The sequence below is a fragment of the Priestia sp. JV24 genome (assembly GCF_025910025.1).
GTDB lineage: Bacteria > Bacillota > Bacilli > Bacillales > Bacillaceae_H > Priestia > Priestia megaterium.
The window spans coordinates 286,236-306,924 of the sequence record NZ_JAPCIN010000016.1; the positions used below are offsets into that span (position 1 = coordinate 286,236).

Genomic DNA, 20,689 nt, shown 5'->3' on the forward strand with positions numbered 1-20,689 from the left:
TTTCACATCCTTTTTTCACATCCATCCGCATGCTTCTCATTTATTGTATCCATAATAAACCAAAAGTTCAATGCGATAGTTCGCAGTCTTTCTAAGCACTAAAAAAGAGCAAACCTCCGCAGGTTTACTCTTTTATCTCATTACTTCTGAGCTAACTTGATCACTGTTTCTAAAAGTACATTTACACCTTTTTCACATTCTTCCCAAGGAGTGAACTCTTCTTCACAATGACTTTTTCCGTTTACGCTCGGAATAAAAATCATAGCCGTCGGAATATAGCTAGCTAAAAACTGGGCATCATGTCCAGCTCCGCTTACCATTCGCTTGTAGGAATACCCAAGCGAACGAACCGACTCTTCCACTTCATCGCAAACCGTTTTATCAAACCATACGGTATCGCGACCCCAAAGCTTGGTCACCCGCACTTCGCAGCCTTCTAACAGCTCCGCTTGATCAGGCAGTGATTGAATAATTTTTTCTACAGATGCAATGACATCTTCATCCGTATGTCTCGCTTCAAGCGAAAAAATAACTTTATTTGGAATAACGGTATGAATATTAGGCAGTACATTCATACGGCCCATTGTATAGACTAAATTTGAATCTAATCTGCCGAGCTCATGACGAGCTTCAGCAATCAGGTTATTAGTTGCAAAAAGCGCGTCTTTCCGCATGTCCATCGGCGTCGTCCCGGCGTGATCTGACTCCCCCGTAACTTCAATTTCATAGCATACCATGCCGAGCACGCACTCGACTACACCGATCGATTTGGCTTCTCGTTCTAGAATAGGACCTTGCTCAATATGTAATTCCACAAATGCCGATGCTTCAGTAAGACGGTTACTCGTATCGCCTTCATATCCGCATGATTGAAGGGCTTGCTCAAACGTCACGCCGTCAACATCCATCTTCTTCATCATAACGTCTTTTTGAAATTTGCCCGATAAAATACCTGAAGCCATCATGGAAGGCTCAAAACGCGCTCCTTCTTCATTCGTAAAGTTAACAATCATAATCGGCACCTTCGGCTTAATATTATGTTCCACCAGCGTTCTTACTAACTCTAATCCTGCAACTACACCGAGGATTCCATCAAACCTTCCGCCTTTTTTTACGCTGTCCATGTGTGAGCCAATCACAACAGGCGGCTTATCTTCTACTCCTTCAAGCGTGGCGTAAATACATCCAAGATCGTCGATTTTAATATCCATTCCAAGATCACGGCAGCATGAACAAAAATAGTCTCGTGCTAAGCGGTCTTCTTCTGACAGCGCTAAGCGGGTTACACCATTATTAGGTGTTCGTCCATACTCGGCAAATCGTTCAAGCGTATTTTTTAACCTTTCTCCATTCACTGCTACTTTTTGTCGTTGCAACTCAACCACTCTCCTCATTATTTGGTTATAAAGTGTGTCTAAGATGCTGTGTTAATGAATATCATTCATTATGACATAAAATAGGCGATATCACTTGAAGCCCGTTAGAACTCCTTCCATTATTTTTATAATGAAAGTGCGCAGTTTGCCTTATGTATCTATTAGCTTCAAAACGTAAATTTCCTGCTTTTTTCTATGAATAATGCACGTGTTATTTATGCATTTTTATTATAAAAATAACGATAGGTTTTTTTCAAAAAAAAGAGAATTAGTTATTATACTAACTCTCCTCTACACACTTACTTTTTATTTGCTTTCTTCGCAATCGCAATCATTGTAGCCAAAACACCGACTGTAATAATCACAATAGCAATTACAGCAGTGGTAATAATAATTCCTGATGTTACTTCTGAAACACCCATTAGTCTACGTTCTCCTTTTGTGCCTGACCTATTTACCTACATCAGCATACTGGTCGGTTTATTCCTATTATATACGAACTTGTAAAGCGACGAAATATGTGACACATAATTGACATACTGTTTATATGTTTTCTTTTAATTCTACGTTTTATTTAAGAAAATACGGGAATAATTCAAACATATATAAGAAATACTCTTTATTTCTTTAAAGAAGTATTGTAATATAAATGTAACAATTGTAATATTAACAGCATGAATGTTACATATATTCAATGAATGAGTAGGAGGGAAATGGAAATGAAAAAATTTGGAATAATCTTAGCATCACTTGCTCTTTTCTTTTCACTAAGCACAGGAGTTACAGCTCAAGCAGCATCACAAAATCTATCAACGACTAATGCGGTAAAAATTGCAGCAAACGCAAGCAACCATTTCTGGAATGCACTTCATGGATCTAAAGGTAATTTATGTACTCAAAAAACATTTAATTATAAAGGCACTCAGTACTCATATCTTTGTCAAGATTTTAATACAAAAAGCAAACTAGTAAGCTACTTATCTGAAACTTTTACAAACAGTGCTATTCAAAAAGGATTAACAAATTATCGCTACATCACATATAACGGAAAGCTTGCTCGTCCTGTCGGTGACGGATTTAGCATGCTAGAGTGGAACAAAGCAAAAGCAAAACTAACTTATCAACGTGCCGATGTTCGCTCTTATCAATTTACGGTTCCAACAGTTGACGGAGGAAGTGTAAAACGCACCGTTACATTTTATAAATCTGGTTCACAGTGGAAAGTAAATAAGTTTGATGCTGTACTATAAGCAATATAAAAAACAAGGTCTTCTAAGGCCTTGTTTTTTTATGCTCTCTCCTCCTCTCTTTATTAAAGAAGTTTCACTTTATTTTCACCAACTCCCCTTATAGTATGGAGACACACTACTACTTATTCGATACATTGTCATCGGAGGATTTTATATGAACATACTACAAAAAAGAACGGCTTTTATCGTAATGGCTGCTTTTCTTTTAGCATTTGTTTTCAGTATCGTTTCACTATCACACTATAAAGGAGAAGAACATTTATTTTCGATTCAAGAAAGTCATCAGTTAAAAAAGATTACTAGTGGTATATCTGCTCCTGATAATCATTCGAGGGATCATCGTCTTCCTTCAGGAAACGGTCCTACTTCACCCAGCAATTCCGGAGAACACGTAACGCCTTTTCATAATTTATCTATGGATAACGGTGCCGGAAGTCAAGGAGCTAATAAAGACTATGAAACGCCGCTAGCTCTTTATACGGTGGGCTTTTTTATAGCAGCAGCTTTCGTTTACGGATTAGTAAAGAAAAAGAAATGGCATCATTCGACAGGGCATTCTCGCGTTATTTTATGGTCATTACTTGGCACTGGACTATTTATCCGGATTGCGCTGATTCCGTGGGTAGGCTCTCATATGGATGCATCTCTTTTCAAAAACTGGGCATCGGTTGCGGCTAATCATTTTTCAAATTTCTATGCTAAAAGCGGAAGCGATTATCCGCCGTTTTATATTTATATCTTGTTTATCGTTGGGAAAGTTGGCAGTTTACCGGATTTTCAGCAGTATTTTTCTCTGTTGATTAAAATCCCGCCTATTTTAGCGGATGTTGTCACATCTTATTTACTCTATCGTTTAGCTCGTAAATACTTGGCACCTTCTTTTGCATATCTGTTAGCAATGGGGTATTTATTTAACCCGGCCATTTTAGTTAATTCAACGTTTTGGGGACAAGTCGATTCATTTTTCACTTTGCTTATTGTCCTAGCCATTGTAATGATTACGGAAAAAAGAATTTATGCGTCGGCCGTTATTTTTACAGCAGCGGTCTTAATGAAGCCGCAGGCGATTATTATCCTGCCTATTTTGTTTTTCGAGCTCATTCGCCTGAAGCAACTGAAGCATTTCTTCGGGATTGCTTTCACTGCTGCTTTCACTGCTGGAGTGATTTTATTGCCTTTTTCAGCAGGAAAAAGTCCAACGTGGATTATTGATTTATTTTCATCCACCATTGGAGAGTACCCGTATGCTTCTGTTAACGCCTATAACTTTTTTAGTTTAATAGGCGCAAACTATAAAGACAGCTCTGCAACGCTGCTGTTTTTCAGCTATCATACGTGGGGACTTATTTTTATCGTCGCAACAACTGTTTTTTCATGGCTTATTTATATAAAAGGGCGCAGCTTTAAATACGCCGCTCTTGCAGCGCTTATTCAAATTTCCGGGGTATTTACGTTTTCTTCAAGCATGCATGAACGCTACTTATTTCCAGCAGCAGCTCTTGCTTTGCTCGCTTATATTTATTTGAAAGACAAAAACTTGCTTTACTTATCCCTTGGATTTAGCGTCAGTATTTTTATGAACACTTTTTTTGTTTTATACGGTGACAGCAATATGCAAAACAGTACGTCCTATCCGTTTTCTATGTTTGCTACGTCTATGCTAAACGTTTTGCTTGTTGTTTATTTAGTAAAAGTTGCTTGGAATTTAGTCCAAAAAAGTACGGTTTTAAAAACTGCATAATACAAAAAGCTCAGTGAGTATGATTGATCACTGAGCTTTTTTACATAACAAGCGACATGCCTGGCGCGTCTTCTTCTCTTTCTTGAAACCCTAATTTTTTATAAAAATGATGCTTTCCTTTTGCTGCAAACAGCTGAATCGATTCAATTCCGCTTTCTTGGCATTTCGTCAACAGCTCTTGAATAATTTGCTTTCCAAGCCCTTTGTTTTGGTATGCGGGATCTACCATCACATCGCAAATAAGCGCTTGGTAAATTCCGTCTGAAATCATACGGCCGAATGCAATTAATTGTTCATTGTCGTAAATACCGACTCTAAACCAGCTGTTGGCTGCAGCTTCAAACAGCTGTTCTTTTGTATAATTTCCTTTTTTACTTTTATGTAATCCGCTCGCTTCATGCAGAGCTGCAAACTGCTCAAATGGCGGAACCTCTTTTTTTATTACATAAGACACGTTCATTCTCCTCTCAATACCGTTGTTTTCTATATTATATTTATACATCAAAAAGAATAATAATTCAACATTTTTATCTAGTTACCTTGTTACCCTTTCTTCAAATAAAAAAACTGCCAAACGGCAGTTTTTTAGGCTTGTACTGATTTTTTTCGTTTTTTAAGGTTAATTTCTGCAATGATAAGCAAAATGACTCCAAGAACAATCATGATTTTACTCACTGTTTCTAGCCACTCCGGTGCGCTTCCAGCAAGTAAAAGTGGAAACCCAATGATATAAACCGGAAACCCCACGAGAGCCCAAGGGGATTTCACCTTCTTTTTCTTCATATGTAGGATCTCCTCTTTCTTTACAGATTCTATGTAGGCTGTATATGATGAGTTTATCAGAAAAAATTGGAAACGACAAAGGAGACAAACGCATGTATACGTTGCCTCAAACATTTTGTGATACGATTACTCACCTTCACCCTCATAAAGGTCAAAAATGGCTAACTGACTTTCCTCAGCTTATTCGCTACTGTGAAGAGCGCTGGCGTATCAACATTCACAGTCACTTGCCTCTTTCTTATCACTTTGTTGCTCCTGCGCGCAAAGCAGATGGAAGCGAACTAGTTGTCAAACTCTTTGTAGAGCCTTCCGAGCTGCTTCATAAGCAAGAAGCACTGACAGCACTAGCTGGTAAGAACACGTTAAAAATAGTGGACAGCGATGCTGAAAAAGGCATTTTAATGCTTGAAAAGCTGTCTCCCGGATGCCCGCTTTCCTCTTTATCAACTAAAGAAGAAGCTGCGTTAATCGCTGCTAGGCTTATGAAATCTCTATGGCGCGTGCCTCACTCGGACTCCACTATCGAAACAGCCGTTAAAAGAGAGAAACAGCTTCGAGAGTATACACAAATGTATCCAAGCGGTATTGATTTTCTTTCTTCTGAAACGCTTCAACACGCACTAGCCGTTTTCTCTGAATTAAACCGCACTTCTCAGCAGCTTTTTTTGCTTCACGGCGACTTGCATCATGATAACATCTTACAGTCTGGTGAGGCGTGGAAAATATTTGATCCAAAAGGGTTAATTGGAGAAAAAGAGTACGAAATCATCCCTTTTCTTTTAAATCATCTGCCTAAGATAAATGTGGCAGAGACAATTGACCATCGAATCAATATATTTGTAAAAGAACTGAACGTAAGTAAAAAACGCATTTTACTGTGGGGATACGCTCATTCTGTGCTAGCCACGTGCTGGTTAATAGAGGACCGCCAAGACGCCGCTTCTTTTTCACGTGCTATAGAAGCATTTCAGCACTTATTTGAGTACTATTACGGGCATAAAAAATAAGAGCCGACATTTGGCTCTTATTTTTTGCATTTCTCTGCGACAAGCTCATATGATTTTAATCGGTCAGCCGGATCGTGTGTAATAGTGATAAGCATGAGTTCATCCGCTCCGTAGCGTGCTTGAACTTCTTGAAGACGGACGTGTACTTCTTCTGGGTTTCCGATAATCATGGCTTCTTTCATCTTCTTCATTTTTTTCTCTTCTTCTTCTGTCAGCGGATAGCTGGCCGCTTCTTTAATAGAAGGCACACCTTTTGCTTCCATTTTATCCTGCTGAATTTTCCATACGAGTGAGCTTGTTGCGATGCGATGGGCTTGCTCCGTTGTTTCAGCGCAAATGACCGATACAGTGACAATCGCATAGGGCTGATCACCAGTCCGTCTTGGCTGAAATGCCTGTTTGTACTGATCAATAATAGCTGAACCGTCTTGTTCACTCATAAACTGTCCAAACGTATAGGCTATTCCGTTTCTAGCGGCGAGCTCGGCACTTTTTTTACTTGTGCCAAGCAGCCAAGGTTCCGGAGAGACAGGCGGCAGCGGCGAAGCTGAAAGCTTTGCGTATTCATGTTCAGCCGGAAATTTATCGTCTAAAAACTGAAGAAGCTCTTTAACAAGTTCAGGCATTTTAAATACTTGCTGTAAAAAATTATCCGACAGCGCATTTGTTGCTTCAGCCGATCCACCCGGCGCGCGCCCAATCCCTAAATCAACACGCCCTGGAAACAGCGTTGCGAGCATGTTATACGTTTCAGCTACTTTATACGGCTTGTAGTGAGGCAGCAGCACCGCTCCCGATCCAATTCGAATTCTATTAGTCTGTGCGCCGATATAGCCAAGCATCACTTCAGGAGCCGAGCAGGCAAGTCCAGACAAATCATGATGCTCTGCAATCCAGTAGCGCTCATAGCCAAGCTTGTCACCCGCTTTGGCCAGCTGCATCGATGCTTCTAACGCTTCCGCCGGGGTCTGATGGGATGAAACGGGCGATTGGTCGAGTATACTTACTTTCATCACGCATCTGCTCCTTATTCGTTCACTTCAATTAAACTTAATGAAAAATCCCCTACCTGGCCTTTTTCATATAAATTTGTAAAAGACGTAGAGTATTGATGAATCGTTCCTTGAAAATCGAGATCTTCTTCCGGGACATTTACATGAAAAGTACCTTTATATAAAAGTGTAGTAATATCATGATATTCCTCACTTGTTACTTTAAAATCAACTGAAACTTTTATTTTGCCTTTTACAATTTCTTGTTCATAGCTGTAAATTTGAATAGGCGTATCATTTAATACAATTTCTTGTACCACGTTAAATCGTCTCCTTTTTTAGTGCGTATGAAAAATAATAGCACTTGAAGAAGTCATGAGCAAATAAAAGAGCTTCTTTTTGCTCATGCAAAAAAAAGCATGGCTTTTTGCCATGCTTTTAGTTCAAAAACAATCTTATACGCGTTTTGTACGCGTGCGTTTGAATACGAAATAAAGAACAATAATAACAAATGCCGCAACCACAAACGGAAGCGTATATTTGCTTGCTACGTCTTCAATGTTCGCCCAGTTCTCGCCTAGCTTTCCGCCTAAGTAAATAAATAAAATCGACCAAGGAATCATCGCTAACACGGTTAAAGACGTAAACTTCCAAAACGGCATTTTAGCAATACCTGCAGGAATCGAAATTGCATGTCGAACAACCGGGACAAAACGAGCGGAGAAAACAACACCCGCGCCGTATTTATTAAACCAGTTTTCCGCAAGATCAATATGCTTATCATGAATGAATAAGTACTTGCCGTATTTTTGAAGAAACGGACGTCCTCCGTAGGCTCCAATCCAATATAAAAACCACTGTGCAATCGTTCCGCCAATAATTCCGGCAATGACTGCTCCAGGAAAACTAATCATGCCTTGAGAAATCATATACCCTCCGTAAGCTAGTACAATTTCACTTGGAATGATTTCAATCATTAAGCCGAGCGCAATACCTAAATAGCCAAGGCTCGTTAAAAAATCCAAAATACTCGCAACAAATGAACTCACCTTTAATCACCTTACTCATTCTTTAATAATTTTACACTACTACTATATTCCAACCATCAGTATAAAAGAAAACTATGAACTCACTATGAACAGCTTACTTCCCTGTTGACTGCCGGTACCTTTTCCGCAGCTCATGCGTATGCAGATCCGCTAGGCGGACCGGAATTGGAAGCTTACTTTCTTTTGAAATAAAATGCATCATAAGCTGATATGACATGTCCAAATCAATATAGTTTCCGCACGACAGAAAAATAGGCTTTACCCCTTTGGCTGTCCTTACTACTCTACCATAAACTTCGCCATCAATCACAATATCTTCATAAGCGCCCTCTGTATCTTCAGGCATAACGTAATCATGTCCCTTGATCTTTAAATAGCTTTTCCCAATTCCAACGGTAGGTTTATTGAGAAAAAACGAAGCATGTGTGGCTACTCCCATGTGCTCGCAGTGCAAATATCCATTGCCATCAAATAAAAACACGTCGGGCTCTATTTGAAGTTTTTTAGCTGCTTCAAGAATTAAAGGAAGCTCTCGAAAAGCTAGGAATCCAGGAAGATAAGGAACGGTTACTTCTCCTACACTGTGCACTTTTTCTACAACGTTTTTCGTCTGATAATCAACTACTACAATGCTGCAAGCTCCGTAAGATATGCCGTTTTCTTCCCAATATGCAACATCAACACCAGCACAGTTATGTATATGCGTCATTTTCACCCGTGATGTTAAATCAATTTGTGCTTTTAGCTTTTGCTGAAGCGTCCGGCACTCCTCTTTCGTTTGCATCGTAAACGTATGTATGTACTGAATATCCATGTTCCATTCCTTTCATTGACTGACTCACCTATTATACAACTATTTTCTAAGAAATTCCTATTCTTTTTTTCACACCTTTTATTATAGCGCCGTTTCCTTAACGTTTGATTAAAATCTCTATTCATTTACGCATTTTTTGTAAACATCACCATGAAAAAATCCCTATTTTTCTTTACGAAATGTCAACGCTTTCTACACACTTTCTCTATATCAGCATCACATTTTTTCGTTACGCTATTTCTATACCAACGCATAGGAGAGAAACGTGATGAAAAAATATTTAGCTGGTCTAAGCGCAGTAGCCTTGTTATGCTGTTCGATTGCCTCTTCTGCTTTTGCACGCACGGAAGAAAAACTTACGAACATTGCCCACCGAGGAGCCTCTGCTTACGCACCTGAAAATACAATGGCTGCTTTTCATCAAGCACTAGAAATGAATGCAGATTACATTGAACTTGACGTGCAACAAAGCAAAGACGGTGTACTCGTTATTATGCACGACCGTACCGTAGACCGAACGACAAACGGAAGCGGACGCGTTCGAGAGTTAACGTACGCTGAGCTTCAGCGCTTGGATGCAGGAAGCTGGAAAGAGGATTCTTTTGCGAATGAAAAAATTCCAACTCTTTCACAAGTGTTAGATGAATTTCAAGGGAAAATCGGTATATTAATAGAGTTAAAAGCCCCGGAACTTTATCCTGGAATTGAAAAAAAAGTAGCTATTGAAATCAACAAGCGAAAGCTCGATCACGTTATCATTCAGTCTTTTAACGTTTCATCCATGAAAAAAATGCATGAGCTTCTCCCAAACGTTCCTATAGGCATATTAACTTCTTCACAGCGAGATACAAACCCAAACTCAATCCAGCAATTTGCTGACTTTGCCACTTACTTTAACCCGTCCTATGACATACTAACGCCTGCTCTTATCCACCAAGTCCATTCTGCCGGAATGAAAATATCACCGTGGTCTGGAACCAAGCGGCTTCCCGCTTCATTTTTGTGGAAAACAAAAAGCGACGGAGTGATTACGAATTATCCTGATGAAGTGAATTGGGTGCAAACATCAACAAAAATAGGAAAAACCATTCACAGAAGCTCCGCGAGTCACACTGCTCGCTTAGTTGGTGTAAAAAAGTAATAGCAGCTTTCTTTAATAAAGAGCTCTTATAGCCCTTCTCTTCTGTATAAATTTGACTTTCGATTATCTAAATAGTTCAAGATTTCCTTTGAACTTGCTGAAGACGATAGGTCTATGTCAACAATCGCAAGATCCTCATTATTAAGAGATTTAAACACACAGTGCCCATTAGGATTAATAACTTCACTTTCACCAAAATAGACATAGTCGTCTTCTAATCCAACTTTATTAGCAGCTGCAATAAAAATATGATTTTCTAAAGCTCTTGACCTCAAATAAATGTGCTGATGATGCTCGTAAGGAATCATGTTCGCACAAAGAACAAAGACGACTTCGGCTCCTTTTAACGCTAGAATTCGCGCCACTTCAGGAAATTCCATATCATATGTAATCATCACTCCAAACTTTCCTTGAGGTGTATCAAAGACCGGTATACTATCTCCAGAAGTAAAATATAAATTTTCATGATCAAAAAGATGAATTTTACGATAAGTTCCTACTATCTCACCTTTCTTATTAATAAATACAGCGGAATTATATATTTTAAAGCGGTGTCTTTCTGGAAAACCAAGAATAACTCCTATTTGTAATTCTTTAGCATACTTTTTTACTTTTGTGATTAATTCTCCTTCTATTGATTCAGCTAATTCCTCCACCTGTTCATTTAACAAAAAACCAGTCAAAAATAATTCAGGGAATAACACAAAATCCGCCCCTTGATCTTTAGCCGCTTCCATTGTTCCAAAAACTCTCTTTAAATTTTTATTTTTATCATGCAAATTGCTTCTAAGCTGGGCTAATGCAATTTTTAATAGACGCATCCCTTCACCTCTTTAAAAACCTTCTTTTTTGTATACTTTTAATTTTTTTGAAATAGTGGACTGATCAACCTGCAATACTTCTGCTACTTTGTAAGTACTTTTGTATTCACCGTAAGCTTTTAAAATTAATTCTTTTTCTACTTGTCTTTTAGCTTCTTTCAAAGATATTGGTGCTTTAGGAGAAAATGACCAACCGTTTTCACGTATATTTTTTTCTTCTAGCACTTCTTTTTCAGTCATATTTGTTACGACAATTCTTTCTATCGTGTTTTCCAATTCCCTTATGTTTCCTGGCCATTTATATTGGATAAGCTCTTGTTTTACTTCATCATTAATTTCTTTTCGAAGATGATATTTTGTATTATATTTAAAAAGAAAATGATCAATTAAGATATGTATGTCCTTTTCTCGCTCTCTAAGAGGTGGAATCGTGAGCGGTACGACATTAAGCCTATAGAACAAATCTTCACGAAATAATTTTTCCTCAACAAGCTCCTGTAGATTTTTATTTGTTGCAGCAATTACTCGCACATCTACTTTCTTTTCCTCTGTACTTCCTACTTTTCGCACCGCGTTTTCTTGCAAAACACCTAGCAGTTTTGCTTGTAGGTTTAAAGGAAATTCCGCAATTTCATCTAGAAAAATTGTTCCTTTATGAGCAGCCTCAAATAAGCCGACCTTTCCTCCTTTTTTTCCGCCTGTAAAAGTTCCTTCTTCATACCCAAATAGCTCTGATTCGATTAAACTCTCTGGAATAGCACCACAATTAACAGAAATAAAAGGCTGCGTTGAACGTGTACTAGTACTATGAATAAATTTAGCAATTTGACTTTTGCCTACTCCCGATTCACCTAGTAGAAGAACAGTGGAGCCTACATGAGCAATTGTTTTTATAATTTTACTAATTCGTTTCATAGCAGATGATTCCATAATCAACTCATCAGTTTTGTGCTGTTCTTCATTGGAATAAGGGTTAAACATGCTTTGAGATATATTCGCTAATGTCACGATTTGATTTATGTAAGAGTTCGCTTGGACAAGGTGAAGAGTAAACAGAAAGGTTCTTCCCTCATAGGTGCTTAATAACTGAGTAGAGTCACTTGGAGCAGCAGTAAAGACCTTTTTCCACTGAACTTCTTCAAATAACATATTTTCTTGAAACAACGATAAGTGACTGGTTTGTTTATTATTGATAGATACGGTATCAATGCGTCCTTCATGATCTATGATGACTACTATTGATTCGCAGGTATCTGTTGAAGAATTCCTCATTATCCATTTCCTCCTTTCGATTGTTTCTAATGAAAAATCGCATCATTGATGATAAAAATCATCATCTTAACTTTCCAAATAACTATATAAGCAGAATATGACTTATTTTCTTTTTATCCCTATTAGTATAATGAAAAAATTCATCTTTTTAAAGATTAAAAATCAGAATTAACTGAAAAAATGTGTTGGCACACTTCTTGCTTGTATTTATAGTGAAAACAATTATGAGGAGGTACTTTACAGTGAATATTACAATTGCTCAGTTTTGTCCTGTACTAGGCAATAAAAAAGAAAACATTCGAAAAATAAATGACTGTATCAAGCAAGCTGTAAGCGAACAGGCTGACCTTGTTGTCTTTCCGGAACTTTGTTTAACAGGTTATTTTATTTGGGATGATATTAAGGAGCTAGCTGAATCCGTGAGTGGTGAAAGCTTGCAGCTTTTCCAAAAAAGCTGCAGGGATCACAGCATCCACGCCGTTATATCTTTTCCTGAAGTAACAGCTAACGGGCATTATCATATTACATCAGCTCTTATAGATGATACCGGAACTGTAATTGGTACGTATCAAAAAACACATCTTTTTGACAGGGAAGCTGAAATCTTCCGCCCAGGCAACACTTTACCTGTTTTCAAAACCAAATTCGGAAACATTGGCTTAATGATTTGCTATGACCTTGAATTTCCTGAAGTGGCCCGAACTTTAAAAATAAAAGGAGCGGATTTACTCATCATCCCGCTTGCTAACATGAGCCCTTACGAAGATTATCAAATAACGTATTTAAAAAGCCGTGCTATGGAAAATGAACTTCCAATTGCTCTATGCAACCGAATAGGCTCTGAAGAAGATACATTCTTTTTTGGACATAGCGCAGTCGTCAACAGTAAAGGAAAAGTTCTTCTAAAAATGGGTAGCAAGGAACAAATATCGACAGTAGCTATTTCTTTAGAGGAATCAAAAGATCAGAAGCTTAATTACCTTATGCACAGAAGAGCGGATTTGTACAAATAGATATAGGAAGATTAAAAACAATTTTTAAGGGAGGCGCAAAGATGGAAACAAAAAGAAACCAAGCAGTTCCAACTTTGAAGTTGTCACATATTGTTTTGTTTGGACTTGCTTATATGACACCAATGATTGTATTTGGTATTTACGGCTTGTTGGCTGAAACCACCCATGGACTAGTTTCCACTGCTTATATAGTGGCTTTAGCTGCTATGCTATTTACCGCTTATAGCTACGGTAAAATGACTAAAGCTTTTCCTATTGCAGGGTCTGCTTATACGTATACAAGAAAATCCATAAATCCATATGTCGGATTTATGATTGGATGGGCTGTTTTACTAGACTACCTGTTTCTTCCTATGGTTATTTGGCTTATCGGAGCTGTTTATTTACATACAGCTTTCCCTAACATTCCTCTTTGGACATTTGTACTAGCCTTTATTTTTATTACAACTGTTATCAATATAATTGGCTTAAAAGCAGCGGCGAGCGTCAATACATTAATGATGATTTTTCAATTGCTCGTAGTCGGTATTTTTATTTCACTAAGCATTATATATCTTATAAAAGGCTCATCACCTTTTGCACTCTTTAGCTTTAACCCATTCTTGAACGAGCATCTTACATTTTCGTTTGTAGCCGCTGGCGCTTCCATTGCTTGTTATTCTTTTTTAGGATTTGATGCTGTTACAACTCTATCTGAAGAAACCATTAATCCTGAAAAAACAATGCCAAAAGCTATCTTTCTTATTACACTAATTGGAGGCATCATTTTTATTGGAGCTTCTTATTTTCTACAGCTTGTTCATCCTGACTATACATCTTTTAAAAATATTGATTCAGCAGCATTTGAAATTGCCGTACAGATCGGCGGCAATTTATTTAGCTCTATTTTTCTAGCTGGATTAATTATTGCTCAATTCGCATCTGGCTTATCTGCTCAAACAAGCGGAGCCCGTTTATTATTTGCAATGGGAAGAGACGGCGTACTTCCCGCTAAGATATTTGGGTATCTTCATCGAAAATCAAAAACACCCCTAATGAATATTTTATTCATAGGAGGCATTTCATTGCTGGCTGTTAAGCTTGATGTAAGTACATCTACTTCATTTATTAACTTTGGAGCATTTTTAACGTTTATTTTTGTAAATCTATCGGTCATTTTTCACTATTACTTCACGTTAAAAAATGAAAGAAAGAATCGTTTTCTTCTGTACTTTCTTATACCGGCTATCGGAGCAGCCCTTGATTTCTATCTCTTTATTAATCTTGATAAACACGCCTTAGTGCTAGGAAGCGTCTGGACTGCCATAGGACTTGTGTACTTAACTTTTCTTACAAAAGGATTTAAGCTTTCTCCTCCAGAAATGGATTTCGATGAAGAGGAAATAACGAAACCTTCCTCTCTTGTACATCAAAAAGCTGCTGAAAAGACATTGTAACTTTTTAAAAAAAGGGATGCTATTTATAGCATCTCTTTCTCATGTCGGTCTTGAATACTCGAAATGAACTATCCAACGCTTCTTTCCTTCCTCACAGCTCAAATAAACTTTCTCCGTCCTTATTTATCCAATACTTTTCTGTTTCTGGAATCAAAGCTGTAAAGTCTTCATACGTTCCTTTCCAATCACTTGGAACATATTCTTCAAATGAAGCCGGCTCAGGAAACAGTGAATAGAACACCTTTTGATCACAGTCCACCAAAAACGAAGGGATAAAGTCTAATACGTCTTCTTCCTCTCCGCTTTCTATTTTATCTTCAAACAGCTTTAAAAGAGTAGCTGCATCTGCTTTATATGACTGTATACGCTTTAAAAAAAGCTCAGCATTTTCACTGCTGAGAATCTCCATTCCTTTTCGTTCAGGTTCAATGTATTCGTCAACCGCTAAATCACCTTCATTTTCAAAAGCTTGCGCAAACTTCACATAATCTAAATACCATAGCTCTCGGTCAGTCACATACCATTGAAACTGCTTTTTATGTATCACTCCGACAATTACGTTTTCAGCATATATAGGTTCTAGCATGAGATGGACCTCCTTGCTTTTATTAGCTTTGTGACCTGTTATATACGATTTAATTAATCTTTAAGCACTCTCTTTTGTACTTTTTCATTCAGCTTTTGCTTTAAGTATTCAGCAATTTCTATTTGTCCAAATTCCTTAGCATATCGGTACGCATCCATTTCCTTAATATTCTCACTGGTATATTGAACGGAAATATCTATACCTTGATTAACTAGATATCCAACTACTTTTTTATGACCACCGTAAATTGCTGCAAATAAAGGATTTCTTTTTGCCAAGCTTACATCTAGTTCTGCTCCAGATTGGATTAAGTACTGTACTATTTCTACATGCCCCTCACCTGCTGCGACTCGTAAGGGAGAAGCATCAAATATATCACCTTTTGTATTTACATCGATTCCTTTATGCACTAGATACTCTACTATTTCCATCTGTCCTTTTTTTGCTGCTATATGCAACCAGCTACCAAATGGAGTCATGGTGTGTAGAATTTCTGCATTACTACCTATTAATTCTTTGACTGAGTTAATGTCACCACGTTTAATTGCATTTCTTATTGCTTTATTGACGCTGTTTTTCTCCAAATCATATCCCCCTTAATGTAGTTGCCCATTATTGCCGTGTTTTAATATAGACATCTCCCTCAATAATTTAGCTGTTTCTACCGTTTTTATTTTTAAATAGTTGTGGTCAATTAAAATTACTGTCGTATTTGTAGTTCTCTTAACACTTTTGTTCGCAAATCATTCACTGTTTTTCTATTCGTATCATCATTTAATAAAGAAGTTAATCTTTCTATGTAACTACCTGCATTCTCTATACATCTTTCAAAACCATTTATAAAATGCTCTACTAATGTATCATCAACTAAAGCAATGGGTTCGGGGTAATATTCGACGCCTTCTCTTTCAAATGCTTTTCTACTAGTAAAGGCAACTGCATCAATAATACAGTCCCAGGCTATAACATCTGTTTTATTATCTGACGTCTCTTGAATTATTGTGATACCATTTTCCTCGTGATCTAATAATTCATAAAGAGTATCTCCACTATTTTCTTTGTCTTTTAACCATTCCCAGCATTTACATATAACTTCCTGAGCTAAAATTTGATCTTCCGTACGAGAAAGTACAGGCACAACTTTTTCTGAAAGCCCCAGAAAAAATATGACTTTATCATGCTCTGTTAAACTATTGAAATTAGCATTAGTCATTCTTAAACTCCGTTTCCATTTCCCTCAATATGATGAGCTTAACGCCTCCGTCCATATATCTTTTGCCCTTCTATGATTAGGAAAGAAATTTTTTTATGATCTTTTTATCATATTCATCTTCTGAAATAATCCCTAAGTACTTATACTCCCAAATCACCTGTTGTTCATACGGGTCAACAGTAAGAATATCTTCATACCCGTAGTCTATCTCAAATTTCCCATCATGACCTAAATGCAAATTTAAACTTGTCCATATCTCCTGCTTGTTTTCTATAAATACATCTAACAACTCACGAAAGCACTCTAACTGTTTATCTAATAACACTAAGTAGCTCTGTTCTGACACCTCAAATAGTTCAGGTATATCATGACTATATATAGGTTCATCGCTTCCTTTTGGATAATAAAAGAAATACGTTGTTTGAGAACCTTCTCCTACTTCTGCATACAAATAGATGTCTCGCCAGTCTTCTTGTATCATTTCCTTTAAATTATCGGCCACCTTTTGATAAATATTATTAAGCTTTAATTCCATTTACTGTCCACCTTCTGCTTTAAATATTCAGCAATTTCTATTTGTCCTCGTTCAATCGCAAATTCATAGGCATCCATATTTTTCATCGTATCCCCTGTATACGTTACAGTAATATCAATACCACTCTGAACAAGGTATTTTACAATATCAAGATGACCGCCATAAATCGCTGAAAATAAAGGATTTCTACTCGAATCGCTTACATCTAATACTGCACCTCTATCGTATAAGTACTGAACTATGCTAAATTCACCTACACTCGCTGCATGTGCAATTGGCGCTGACTTTGGTACACCTTCATTTGTGTTAATATCCATCCCGTATTCAACTAAGAACTTTATCATATCAAGGCTACCAGCTCTAGCAGCCACGTGTAGCCACGTTCCAAAAGGAGTTATAAACTCAAGCAGCCTTTTATCTGTAATCAGAATCTCTTTTGCTTGTTCTGTATCACCGTTCTTAATTAAATCATAAGTTTTAACTGCTCTTTCCTTATTATCCATAGAAACCTCCTAAGATATTTTTGTTCATACGGATTCTTCACCAGTTTATAGTATCAGAGAGATCCCTTTAGTCTTCTGAAACCTCTTCCAGAATTCATCTAATGATTTAAATAGGATTATTTGGATACTCTTTTAAATAGTGCTCTATTAAACTCTTACTCTATTTCAGCATATTGGTTCACAGCCCTCTTCCTATGCATTAAAATCAAAAATCCTCAATAGCCTGCTCTACTGAGGGTTTTACTCTTCACTTAAACTGTATTTTTCTCTATTTAAATTAACTCTATAATAAGTTTAAAGTATTTATCATCTTCCTGAAAAAAGATTTTATAATCTTCAATTTGATAAGCCTTGTACAAATACGCTTTTGCTTTTTCAAACTCTCCAAGCTCACAAAAACTTTCCCCTAACCGCAACAACAGAAAAAGATTTTCATTTCCGGCCGGACACTTCAAGGCATATTCCAAGCTGCGTATAGCATCTTCGTAGTTTTTTATTAAAAAGTATGTATCACCTAAAGTTCCGTAAATCCACGTAGCCGCTGACCATTTTTCCTTTGGCTCTGGAACTAATTCAAGTGCTCGTTGATAAGAAGCAATCGCTTCACTCATTTGTTTCAGTTCAGCAAATCGATCACCTTCTTCACATAACTTGACAATTCGCTGGTGAAGTTGATCGTTCATTTCCATTACAGCATCTCCCTACTGAAATAATAAGGTTTCATCTTCATGATCCTTTTAGCAGCTTTATATATTTGACATCTTGCCCTTCGAACGATCTTCCTTCTGACTTTTTATTGGCAATATCAAAAAATTCTTTTGCAACATTTAATTCGCCCAACTCATAATAAATAGTTCCTGATAAAAATTCACGCTCTCCGTCATCTATTCTTTCAAAATCCGATGTATATAAATGATTTAACCATTGCTTAGCGCTTTTGTAATTCTTTATCACTGTAAATGTATCAATAATATCCCGTACAATATTGTAAGTGTCAGGATATAAACCTTTAGGCTGTGGAATTTCACCCCAAGCTTGTACCAATAAATCTATAGATGTTTCGTAATCATTATTTCCAAAGCATTCATCGCTTTTGGTCTTATATTTCTCCATTCTCACTTGCTTTTCAGGGTCAATTTGTATCATTTCTTCCTCCACTCAAAATATCTTCATCTCTTTCATTTAATACTGCCTTCACTTGATCTCTTTCAAAAATCACCATATATTCATATGGTAACGCTAAAACTTGAATAAGGGATGGACGAATCTTTAATAATTGATAAACATAAAAAGCCTCAAGCTCTTCTGTATCATCTTCTTCATGTACCGGCCCTATGTACCAGCCAGAATCTCCTCGTTCAGCTCCGCCGCTTCTTTGTAAGTAAATGCTATCTACTTCTAGTATATTTTTAGCTACCACGACTTTATCTCTAAAGCTGACACCTTCACCATTTTTCATGTTTAACTTGCGCAAAAAGTGAACTTGTTCCAACTGCGCCCATAGAGAAAGCGTTAAATCTTCTGTATAATCCTCAAAGGGATTCCCTGAATAGTCCGGTGAAAGAATGTAATACTCTTCATTCTTTACAGAAACAATAAAGTTCGACCACCCTATTTGTATCGAAAACCCGTCAGTCCATTTTTCTCTTTCTATCGTTTCAAAGATACGAAATAGACTCTCAACCTGCATTTTTAATTCATATTCTGCTTGAACTACGACTACTTTATCCCCTATATTTCTAATGAATTTTTTCAATTATTCTTCCCTTTCTTTTTCCACTAATTTTGTTACCAAATGGATTGCGTTTGGACAGTACGTATGGTTTCTTTCTATAGCTTATACCCATAAAAATACTTTTGTCCTTTTTCCCAGCTTTTAATGGAAAGATTGTAAATATACTCCATCATTTTTTTATAATAGCTTGCATTCATAATTGTGCGGTAATCTCCAGGCACTTTTTCCCCAGTTAAAATGGATAATAAAGATGGAATCAACTCCATTTTTAATGGTTCTTCGTTATGTGCTGCACTCATCGCTCTTTGGACTAATTTTTTTGTTAAGTCTCCGGGAAAAGCTACATTTTGTTGAAAGTAATAACTTTCTGGATCATTCTCATTGCAATACTCAACATAATAGTCTCCTATTTCCTCGGCAGTCGCCTCTTCTCCGATTTTCGCTTCATAGTCAAGGAAAAAATCAAGCGAATCCTTTATGATAATAGCCGTATCGTCAATTTCATTCCAGTCTTCAAGTAAAGCCAATAAATACGGAACTACTTCAAGAGAAAGTGATGTTGTCGCTGCGGATGCAAACGTATCAACCGTTTCTTCGGTACTTTTACTCAAAAATCGCAGATTATTTGAATCTCTTAAGTCGTCATGTGTTGCGATAGCGAAAAAGACCCTTATACACAAATTCAAAACCGCTTCATCTTGAGTCCCGTTCATCAATTGAATTAATAGCGGCTTTTGAGTAAAATCCCCTATTTTATATAACTCGATTAAATTAAATAAAATGTCCCTTTCTGTATGGCTTTTCAATAGATGTTCTTTTATTTCAGCTTGAGATAAAGTGGTCTTTTCACCAAACCATATACTATTCATAAGGTTTCTTGAGCCTACCATCATTACACCTGCTTTCGCTAAGTAAATTATCTATTTCAACTTTCTCTTTAAATATTCAGCAATTTCTATTTGTCCTCGTTCAATCGCAAATGCATAAGCATCCATCTCTTTCATATTTTCACCAGAGTATGTAATCGATATATTAATATGATTCTCAACTAACAGTTTAACCATCTCAAAATGACCGTTATATATAGCAGCAAACAGCGGATTTTTATCTGGTTCACTGATATCAATTTTAATATTATGGTTAATAAGATACTTAGCAATATCTATATGTCCTTTTGCAGCCGCTCTTTCTAAGGCATTGGTAGAAAAAGTTCCTCCTTGTGCATTAACATCTATTCCAGCACGAATAAGGTATTGTACAATTTCTAAATGACCATGAGCTGTCGCTACATGTAGCCATGTGCCAAAAGGTGTAACCCATGTTAACATTTCTGGCTCTTTCTCAAGTAAGTCTCTCACCTTATTTAAGTGACCACCTTTTATAGCACCTCTAATAGCTTTTGTCATTTGAGTTATTTCCATT

26 protein-coding genes are annotated in these 20,689 nt (G+C 37.0%); 6 read left to right on the top strand and 20 right to left on the bottom strand.

Annotated features, from left to right (window positions below):
* Positions 1–140: 140 nt before the first annotated feature.
* Both OK414_RS13940 and OK414_RS13945 read right to left on the bottom strand, forming a co-directional pair.
* Entirely contained in the window at positions 141–1,376 is a 1,236-nt protein-coding gene (locus tag OK414_RS13940) for a Zn-dependent hydrolase (RefSeq protein WP_221791139.1), read from the bottom strand.
* A gap of 299 nt (positions 1,377–1,675) precedes the next feature.
* A complete protein-coding gene (locus tag OK414_RS13945) occupies positions 1,676–1,798 on the bottom strand; it encodes a hypothetical protein (protein WP_013057357.1) in 123 nt (40 codons plus the stop codon).
* Positions 1,799–2,089: 291 nt separating this feature from the next.
* Between OK414_RS13945 and OK414_RS13950 the strand changes: the two genes are divergently transcribed.
* Positions 2,090–2,626, top strand: a complete 537-nt coding sequence (locus OK414_RS13950; protein WP_014459798.1) for an IseA DL-endopeptidase inhibitor family protein — start codon at positions 2,090–2,092, stop codon at positions 2,624–2,626.
* Positions 2,627–2,780: 154 nt separating this feature from the next.
* Positions 2,781–4,367, top strand: coding sequence for a glycosyltransferase family 39 protein (locus tag OK414_RS13955; protein ID WP_205661313.1), 1,587 nt, complete (start codon positions 2,781–2,783; stop codon positions 4,365–4,367).
* Positions 4,368–4,407: 40 nt separating this feature from the next.
* On the opposite strand, the gene OK414_RS13960 is transcribed toward OK414_RS13955, so the two are convergent.
* Positions 4,408–4,821: a GNAT family N-acetyltransferase gene (locus OK414_RS13960; RefSeq protein WP_034651477.1), complete on the bottom strand. Its 414-nt coding sequence runs from the start codon at positions 4,819–4,821 to the stop codon at positions 4,408–4,410.
* Positions 4,822–4,952: 131 nt separating this feature from the next.
* Positions 4,953–5,150 (bottom strand): hypothetical protein, encoded by a 198-nt coding sequence (locus OK414_RS13965; RefSeq protein ID WP_095380279.1) that lies wholly within the window; start codon positions 5,148–5,150, stop codon positions 4,953–4,955.
* 92 nt (positions 5,151–5,242) lie between these two features.
* On the opposite strand from OK414_RS13965, the gene OK414_RS13970 reads away from it, so the two are divergent.
* Positions 5,243–6,157 carry an aminoglycoside phosphotransferase family protein gene (locus OK414_RS13970; protein ID WP_263045862.1) on the top strand — a complete coding sequence of 305 codons (915 nt, stop codon included), beginning with the start codon at positions 5,243–5,245 and terminating at the stop codon, positions 6,155–6,157.
* A 17-nt stretch (positions 6,158–6,174) separates the two neighbouring features.
* Here OK414_RS13970 and OK414_RS13975 read toward each other — a convergent pair whose 3' ends face one another.
* The 4 genes from OK414_RS13975 to OK414_RS13990 form a co-directional block, all read right to left on the bottom strand.
* Complete coding sequence (locus tag OK414_RS13975) at positions 6,175–7,170, bottom strand: LLM class flavin-dependent oxidoreductase (protein WP_034651468.1); 996 nt, start codon at positions 7,168–7,170, stop codon at positions 6,175–6,177.
* Positions 7,171–7,184: 14 nt separating this feature from the next.
* Positions 7,185–7,469: a DUF3219 family protein gene (locus OK414_RS13980; protein WP_016764409.1), complete on the bottom strand. Its 285-nt coding sequence runs from the start codon at positions 7,467–7,469 to the stop codon at positions 7,185–7,187.
* A gap of 135 nt (positions 7,470–7,604) precedes the next feature.
* Positions 7,605–8,198, bottom strand: a complete 594-nt coding sequence (locus tag OK414_RS13985) for a DedA family protein (RefSeq protein WP_013057365.1) — start codon at positions 8,196–8,198, stop codon at positions 7,605–7,607.
* A gap of 94 nt (positions 8,199–8,292) precedes the next feature.
* Entirely contained in the window at positions 8,293–9,012 is a 720-nt protein-coding gene (locus OK414_RS13990; protein ID WP_034651463.1) for an endonuclease V, read from the bottom strand.
* A 268-nt stretch (positions 9,013–9,280) separates the two neighbouring features.
* Here OK414_RS13990 and OK414_RS13995 point away from each other — a divergent pair, with 268 nt between their 5' ends.
* Positions 9,281–10,153, top strand: coding sequence for a glycerophosphodiester phosphodiesterase (locus tag OK414_RS13995; protein WP_263045863.1), 873 nt, complete (start codon positions 9,281–9,283; stop codon positions 10,151–10,153).
* A gap of 26 nt (positions 10,154–10,179) precedes the next feature.
* Here the strand turns inward: OK414_RS13995 and OK414_RS14000 are convergent, their stop codons facing one another.
* Positions 10,180–10,974, bottom strand: coding sequence for a carbon-nitrogen hydrolase family protein (locus tag OK414_RS14000; protein ID WP_263045864.1), 795 nt, complete (start codon positions 10,972–10,974; stop codon positions 10,180–10,182).
* 12 nt (positions 10,975–10,986) lie between these two features.
* Entirely contained in the window at positions 10,987–12,246 is a 1,260-nt protein-coding gene (locus OK414_RS14005) for a sigma-54 interaction domain-containing protein (RefSeq protein ID WP_013083462.1), read from the bottom strand.
* 242 nt (positions 12,247–12,488) lie between these two features.
* Here OK414_RS14005 and OK414_RS14010 point away from each other — a divergent pair, with 242 nt between their 5' ends.
* Complete coding sequence (locus OK414_RS14010; protein WP_263045865.1) at positions 12,489–13,259, top strand: carbon-nitrogen hydrolase family protein; 771 nt, start codon at positions 12,489–12,491, stop codon at positions 13,257–13,259.
* Positions 13,260–13,300: 41 nt separating this feature from the next.
* A complete protein-coding gene (locus OK414_RS14015) occupies positions 13,301–14,695 on the top strand; it encodes an APC family permease (protein WP_034651449.1) in 1,395 nt (464 codons plus the stop codon).
* Positions 14,696–14,786: 91 nt separating this feature from the next.
* On the opposite strand, the gene OK414_RS14020 is transcribed toward OK414_RS14015, so the two are convergent.
* The 10 genes from OK414_RS14020 to OK414_RS14065 all read right to left on the bottom strand — a co-directional run bounded on the left by OK414_RS14020 (position 14,787) and on the right by OK414_RS14065 (position 20,688).
* Positions 14,787–15,281 (bottom strand): hypothetical protein, encoded by a 495-nt coding sequence (locus tag OK414_RS14020; protein WP_263045866.1) that lies wholly within the window; start codon positions 15,279–15,281, stop codon positions 14,787–14,789.
* A gap of 53 nt (positions 15,282–15,334) precedes the next feature.
* Positions 15,335–15,865, bottom strand: a complete 531-nt coding sequence (locus OK414_RS14025; protein ID WP_016764417.1) for an ankyrin repeat domain-containing protein — start codon at positions 15,863–15,865, stop codon at positions 15,335–15,337.
* Positions 15,866–15,981: 116 nt separating this feature from the next.
* Positions 15,982–16,494, bottom strand: coding sequence for an Imm6 family immunity protein (locus OK414_RS14030; RefSeq protein WP_034651439.1), 513 nt, complete (start codon positions 16,492–16,494; stop codon positions 15,982–15,984).
* A 76-nt stretch (positions 16,495–16,570) separates the two neighbouring features.
* Positions 16,571–17,029, bottom strand: coding sequence for an immunity protein YezG family protein (locus OK414_RS14035; RefSeq protein ID WP_016764419.1), 459 nt, complete (start codon positions 17,027–17,029; stop codon positions 16,571–16,573).
* Positions 17,020–17,532 (bottom strand): ankyrin repeat domain-containing protein, encoded by a 513-nt coding sequence (locus OK414_RS14040; RefSeq protein WP_034651436.1) that lies wholly within the window; start codon positions 17,530–17,532, stop codon positions 17,020–17,022. The genes OK414_RS14035 and OK414_RS14040 overlap by 10 nt, the downstream gene beginning before the upstream one ends.
* 272 nt (positions 17,533–17,804) lie before the next feature.
* Positions 17,805–18,221, bottom strand: coding sequence for a tetratricopeptide repeat protein (locus OK414_RS14045; RefSeq protein WP_263045867.1), 417 nt, complete (start codon positions 18,219–18,221; stop codon positions 17,805–17,807).
* Positions 18,222–18,258: 37 nt separating this feature from the next.
* Complete coding sequence (locus tag OK414_RS14050) at positions 18,259–18,678, bottom strand: hypothetical protein (protein ID WP_034651430.1); 420 nt, start codon at positions 18,676–18,678, stop codon at positions 18,259–18,261.
* On the bottom strand, positions 18,665–19,288 hold the full coding sequence (locus tag OK414_RS14055) for a hypothetical protein (protein WP_263045868.1): 624 nt from the start codon (positions 19,286–19,288) through the stop codon (positions 18,665–18,667). Before OK414_RS14055 ends, OK414_RS14050 begins: the two co-directional genes overlap by 14 nt.
* 74 nt (positions 19,289–19,362) lie before the next feature.
* Positions 19,363–20,157, bottom strand: coding sequence for an Imm47 family immunity protein (gene imm47, locus OK414_RS14060; RefSeq protein ID WP_016764424.1), 795 nt, complete (start codon positions 20,155–20,157; stop codon positions 19,363–19,365).
* A 30-nt stretch (positions 20,158–20,187) separates the two neighbouring features.
* Entirely contained in the window at positions 20,188–20,688 is a 501-nt protein-coding gene (locus tag OK414_RS14065; RefSeq protein WP_016764425.1) for an ankyrin repeat domain-containing protein, read from the bottom strand.
* Position 20,689 lies beyond the last annotated feature (1 nt).

Bases quoted from the DNA above. Each gene is read 5' to 3' on its own strand.
- OK414_RS14015 (WP_034651449.1), top strand. From the start codon at position 13,301: ATGGAAACAAAAAGAAACCAAGCAGTTCCAACTTTGAAGTTGTCACAT.
- OK414_RS14040 (WP_034651436.1), bottom strand. From the start codon at position 17,532: ATGGATAATAAGGAAAGAGCAGTTAAAACTTATGATTTAATTAAGAAC.
- imm47 (WP_016764424.1), bottom strand. From the start codon at position 20,157: ATGGTAGGCTCAAGAAACCTTATGAATAGTATATGGTTTGGTGAAAAG.
- OK414_RS14005 (WP_013083462.1), bottom strand. From the start codon at position 12,246: ATGAGGAATTCTTCAACAGATACCTGCGAATCAATAGTAGTCATCATA.
- OK414_RS13965 (WP_095380279.1), bottom strand. From the start codon at position 5,150: ATGAAGAAAAAGAAGGTGAAATCCCCTTGGGCTCTCGTGGGGTTTCCG.
- OK414_RS13945 (WP_013057357.1), bottom strand. From the start codon at position 1,798: ATGGGTGTTTCAGAAGTAACATCAGGAATTATTATTACCACTGCTGTA.
- OK414_RS14020 (WP_263045866.1), bottom strand. From the start codon at position 15,281: ATGCTAGAACCTATATATGCTGAAAACGTAATTGTCGGAGTGATACAT.
- OK414_RS14000 (WP_263045864.1), bottom strand. From the start codon at position 10,974: ATGCGTCTATTAAAAATTGCATTAGCCCAGCTTAGAAGCAATTTGCAT.
- OK414_RS13975 (WP_034651468.1), bottom strand. From the start codon at position 7,170: ATGAAAGTAAGTATACTCGACCAATCGCCCGTTTCATCCCATCAGACC.
- OK414_RS14050 (WP_034651430.1), bottom strand. From the start codon at position 18,678: ATGATACAAATTGACCCTGAAAAGCAAGTGAGAATGGAGAAATATAAG.
- OK414_RS14065 (WP_016764425.1), bottom strand. From the start codon at position 20,688: ATGGAAATAACTCAAATGACAAAAGCTATTAGAGGTGCTATAAAAGGT.
- OK414_RS13995 (WP_263045863.1), top strand. From the start codon at position 9,281: ATGAAAAAATATTTAGCTGGTCTAAGCGCAGTAGCCTTGTTATGCTGT.
- OK414_RS14030 (WP_034651439.1), bottom strand. From the start codon at position 16,494: ATGACTAATGCTAATTTCAATAGTTTAACAGAGCATGATAAAGTCATA.
- OK414_RS13970 (WP_263045862.1), top strand. From the start codon at position 5,243: ATGTATACGTTGCCTCAAACATTTTGTGATACGATTACTCACCTTCAC.
- OK414_RS13950 (WP_014459798.1), top strand. From the start codon at position 2,090: ATGGAAATGAAAAAATTTGGAATAATCTTAGCATCACTTGCTCTTTTC.
- OK414_RS14035 (WP_016764419.1), bottom strand. From the start codon at position 17,029: ATGGAATTAAAGCTTAATAATATTTATCAAAAGGTGGCCGATAATTTA.
- OK414_RS14045 (WP_263045867.1), bottom strand. From the start codon at position 18,221: ATGGAAATGAACGATCAACTTCACCAGCGAATTGTCAAGTTATGTGAA.
- OK414_RS13990 (WP_034651463.1), bottom strand. From the start codon at position 9,012: ATGGATATTCAGTACATACATACGTTTACGATGCAAACGAAAGAGGAG.
- OK414_RS13955 (WP_205661313.1), top strand. From the start codon at position 2,781: ATGAACATACTACAAAAAAGAACGGCTTTTATCGTAATGGCTGCTTTT.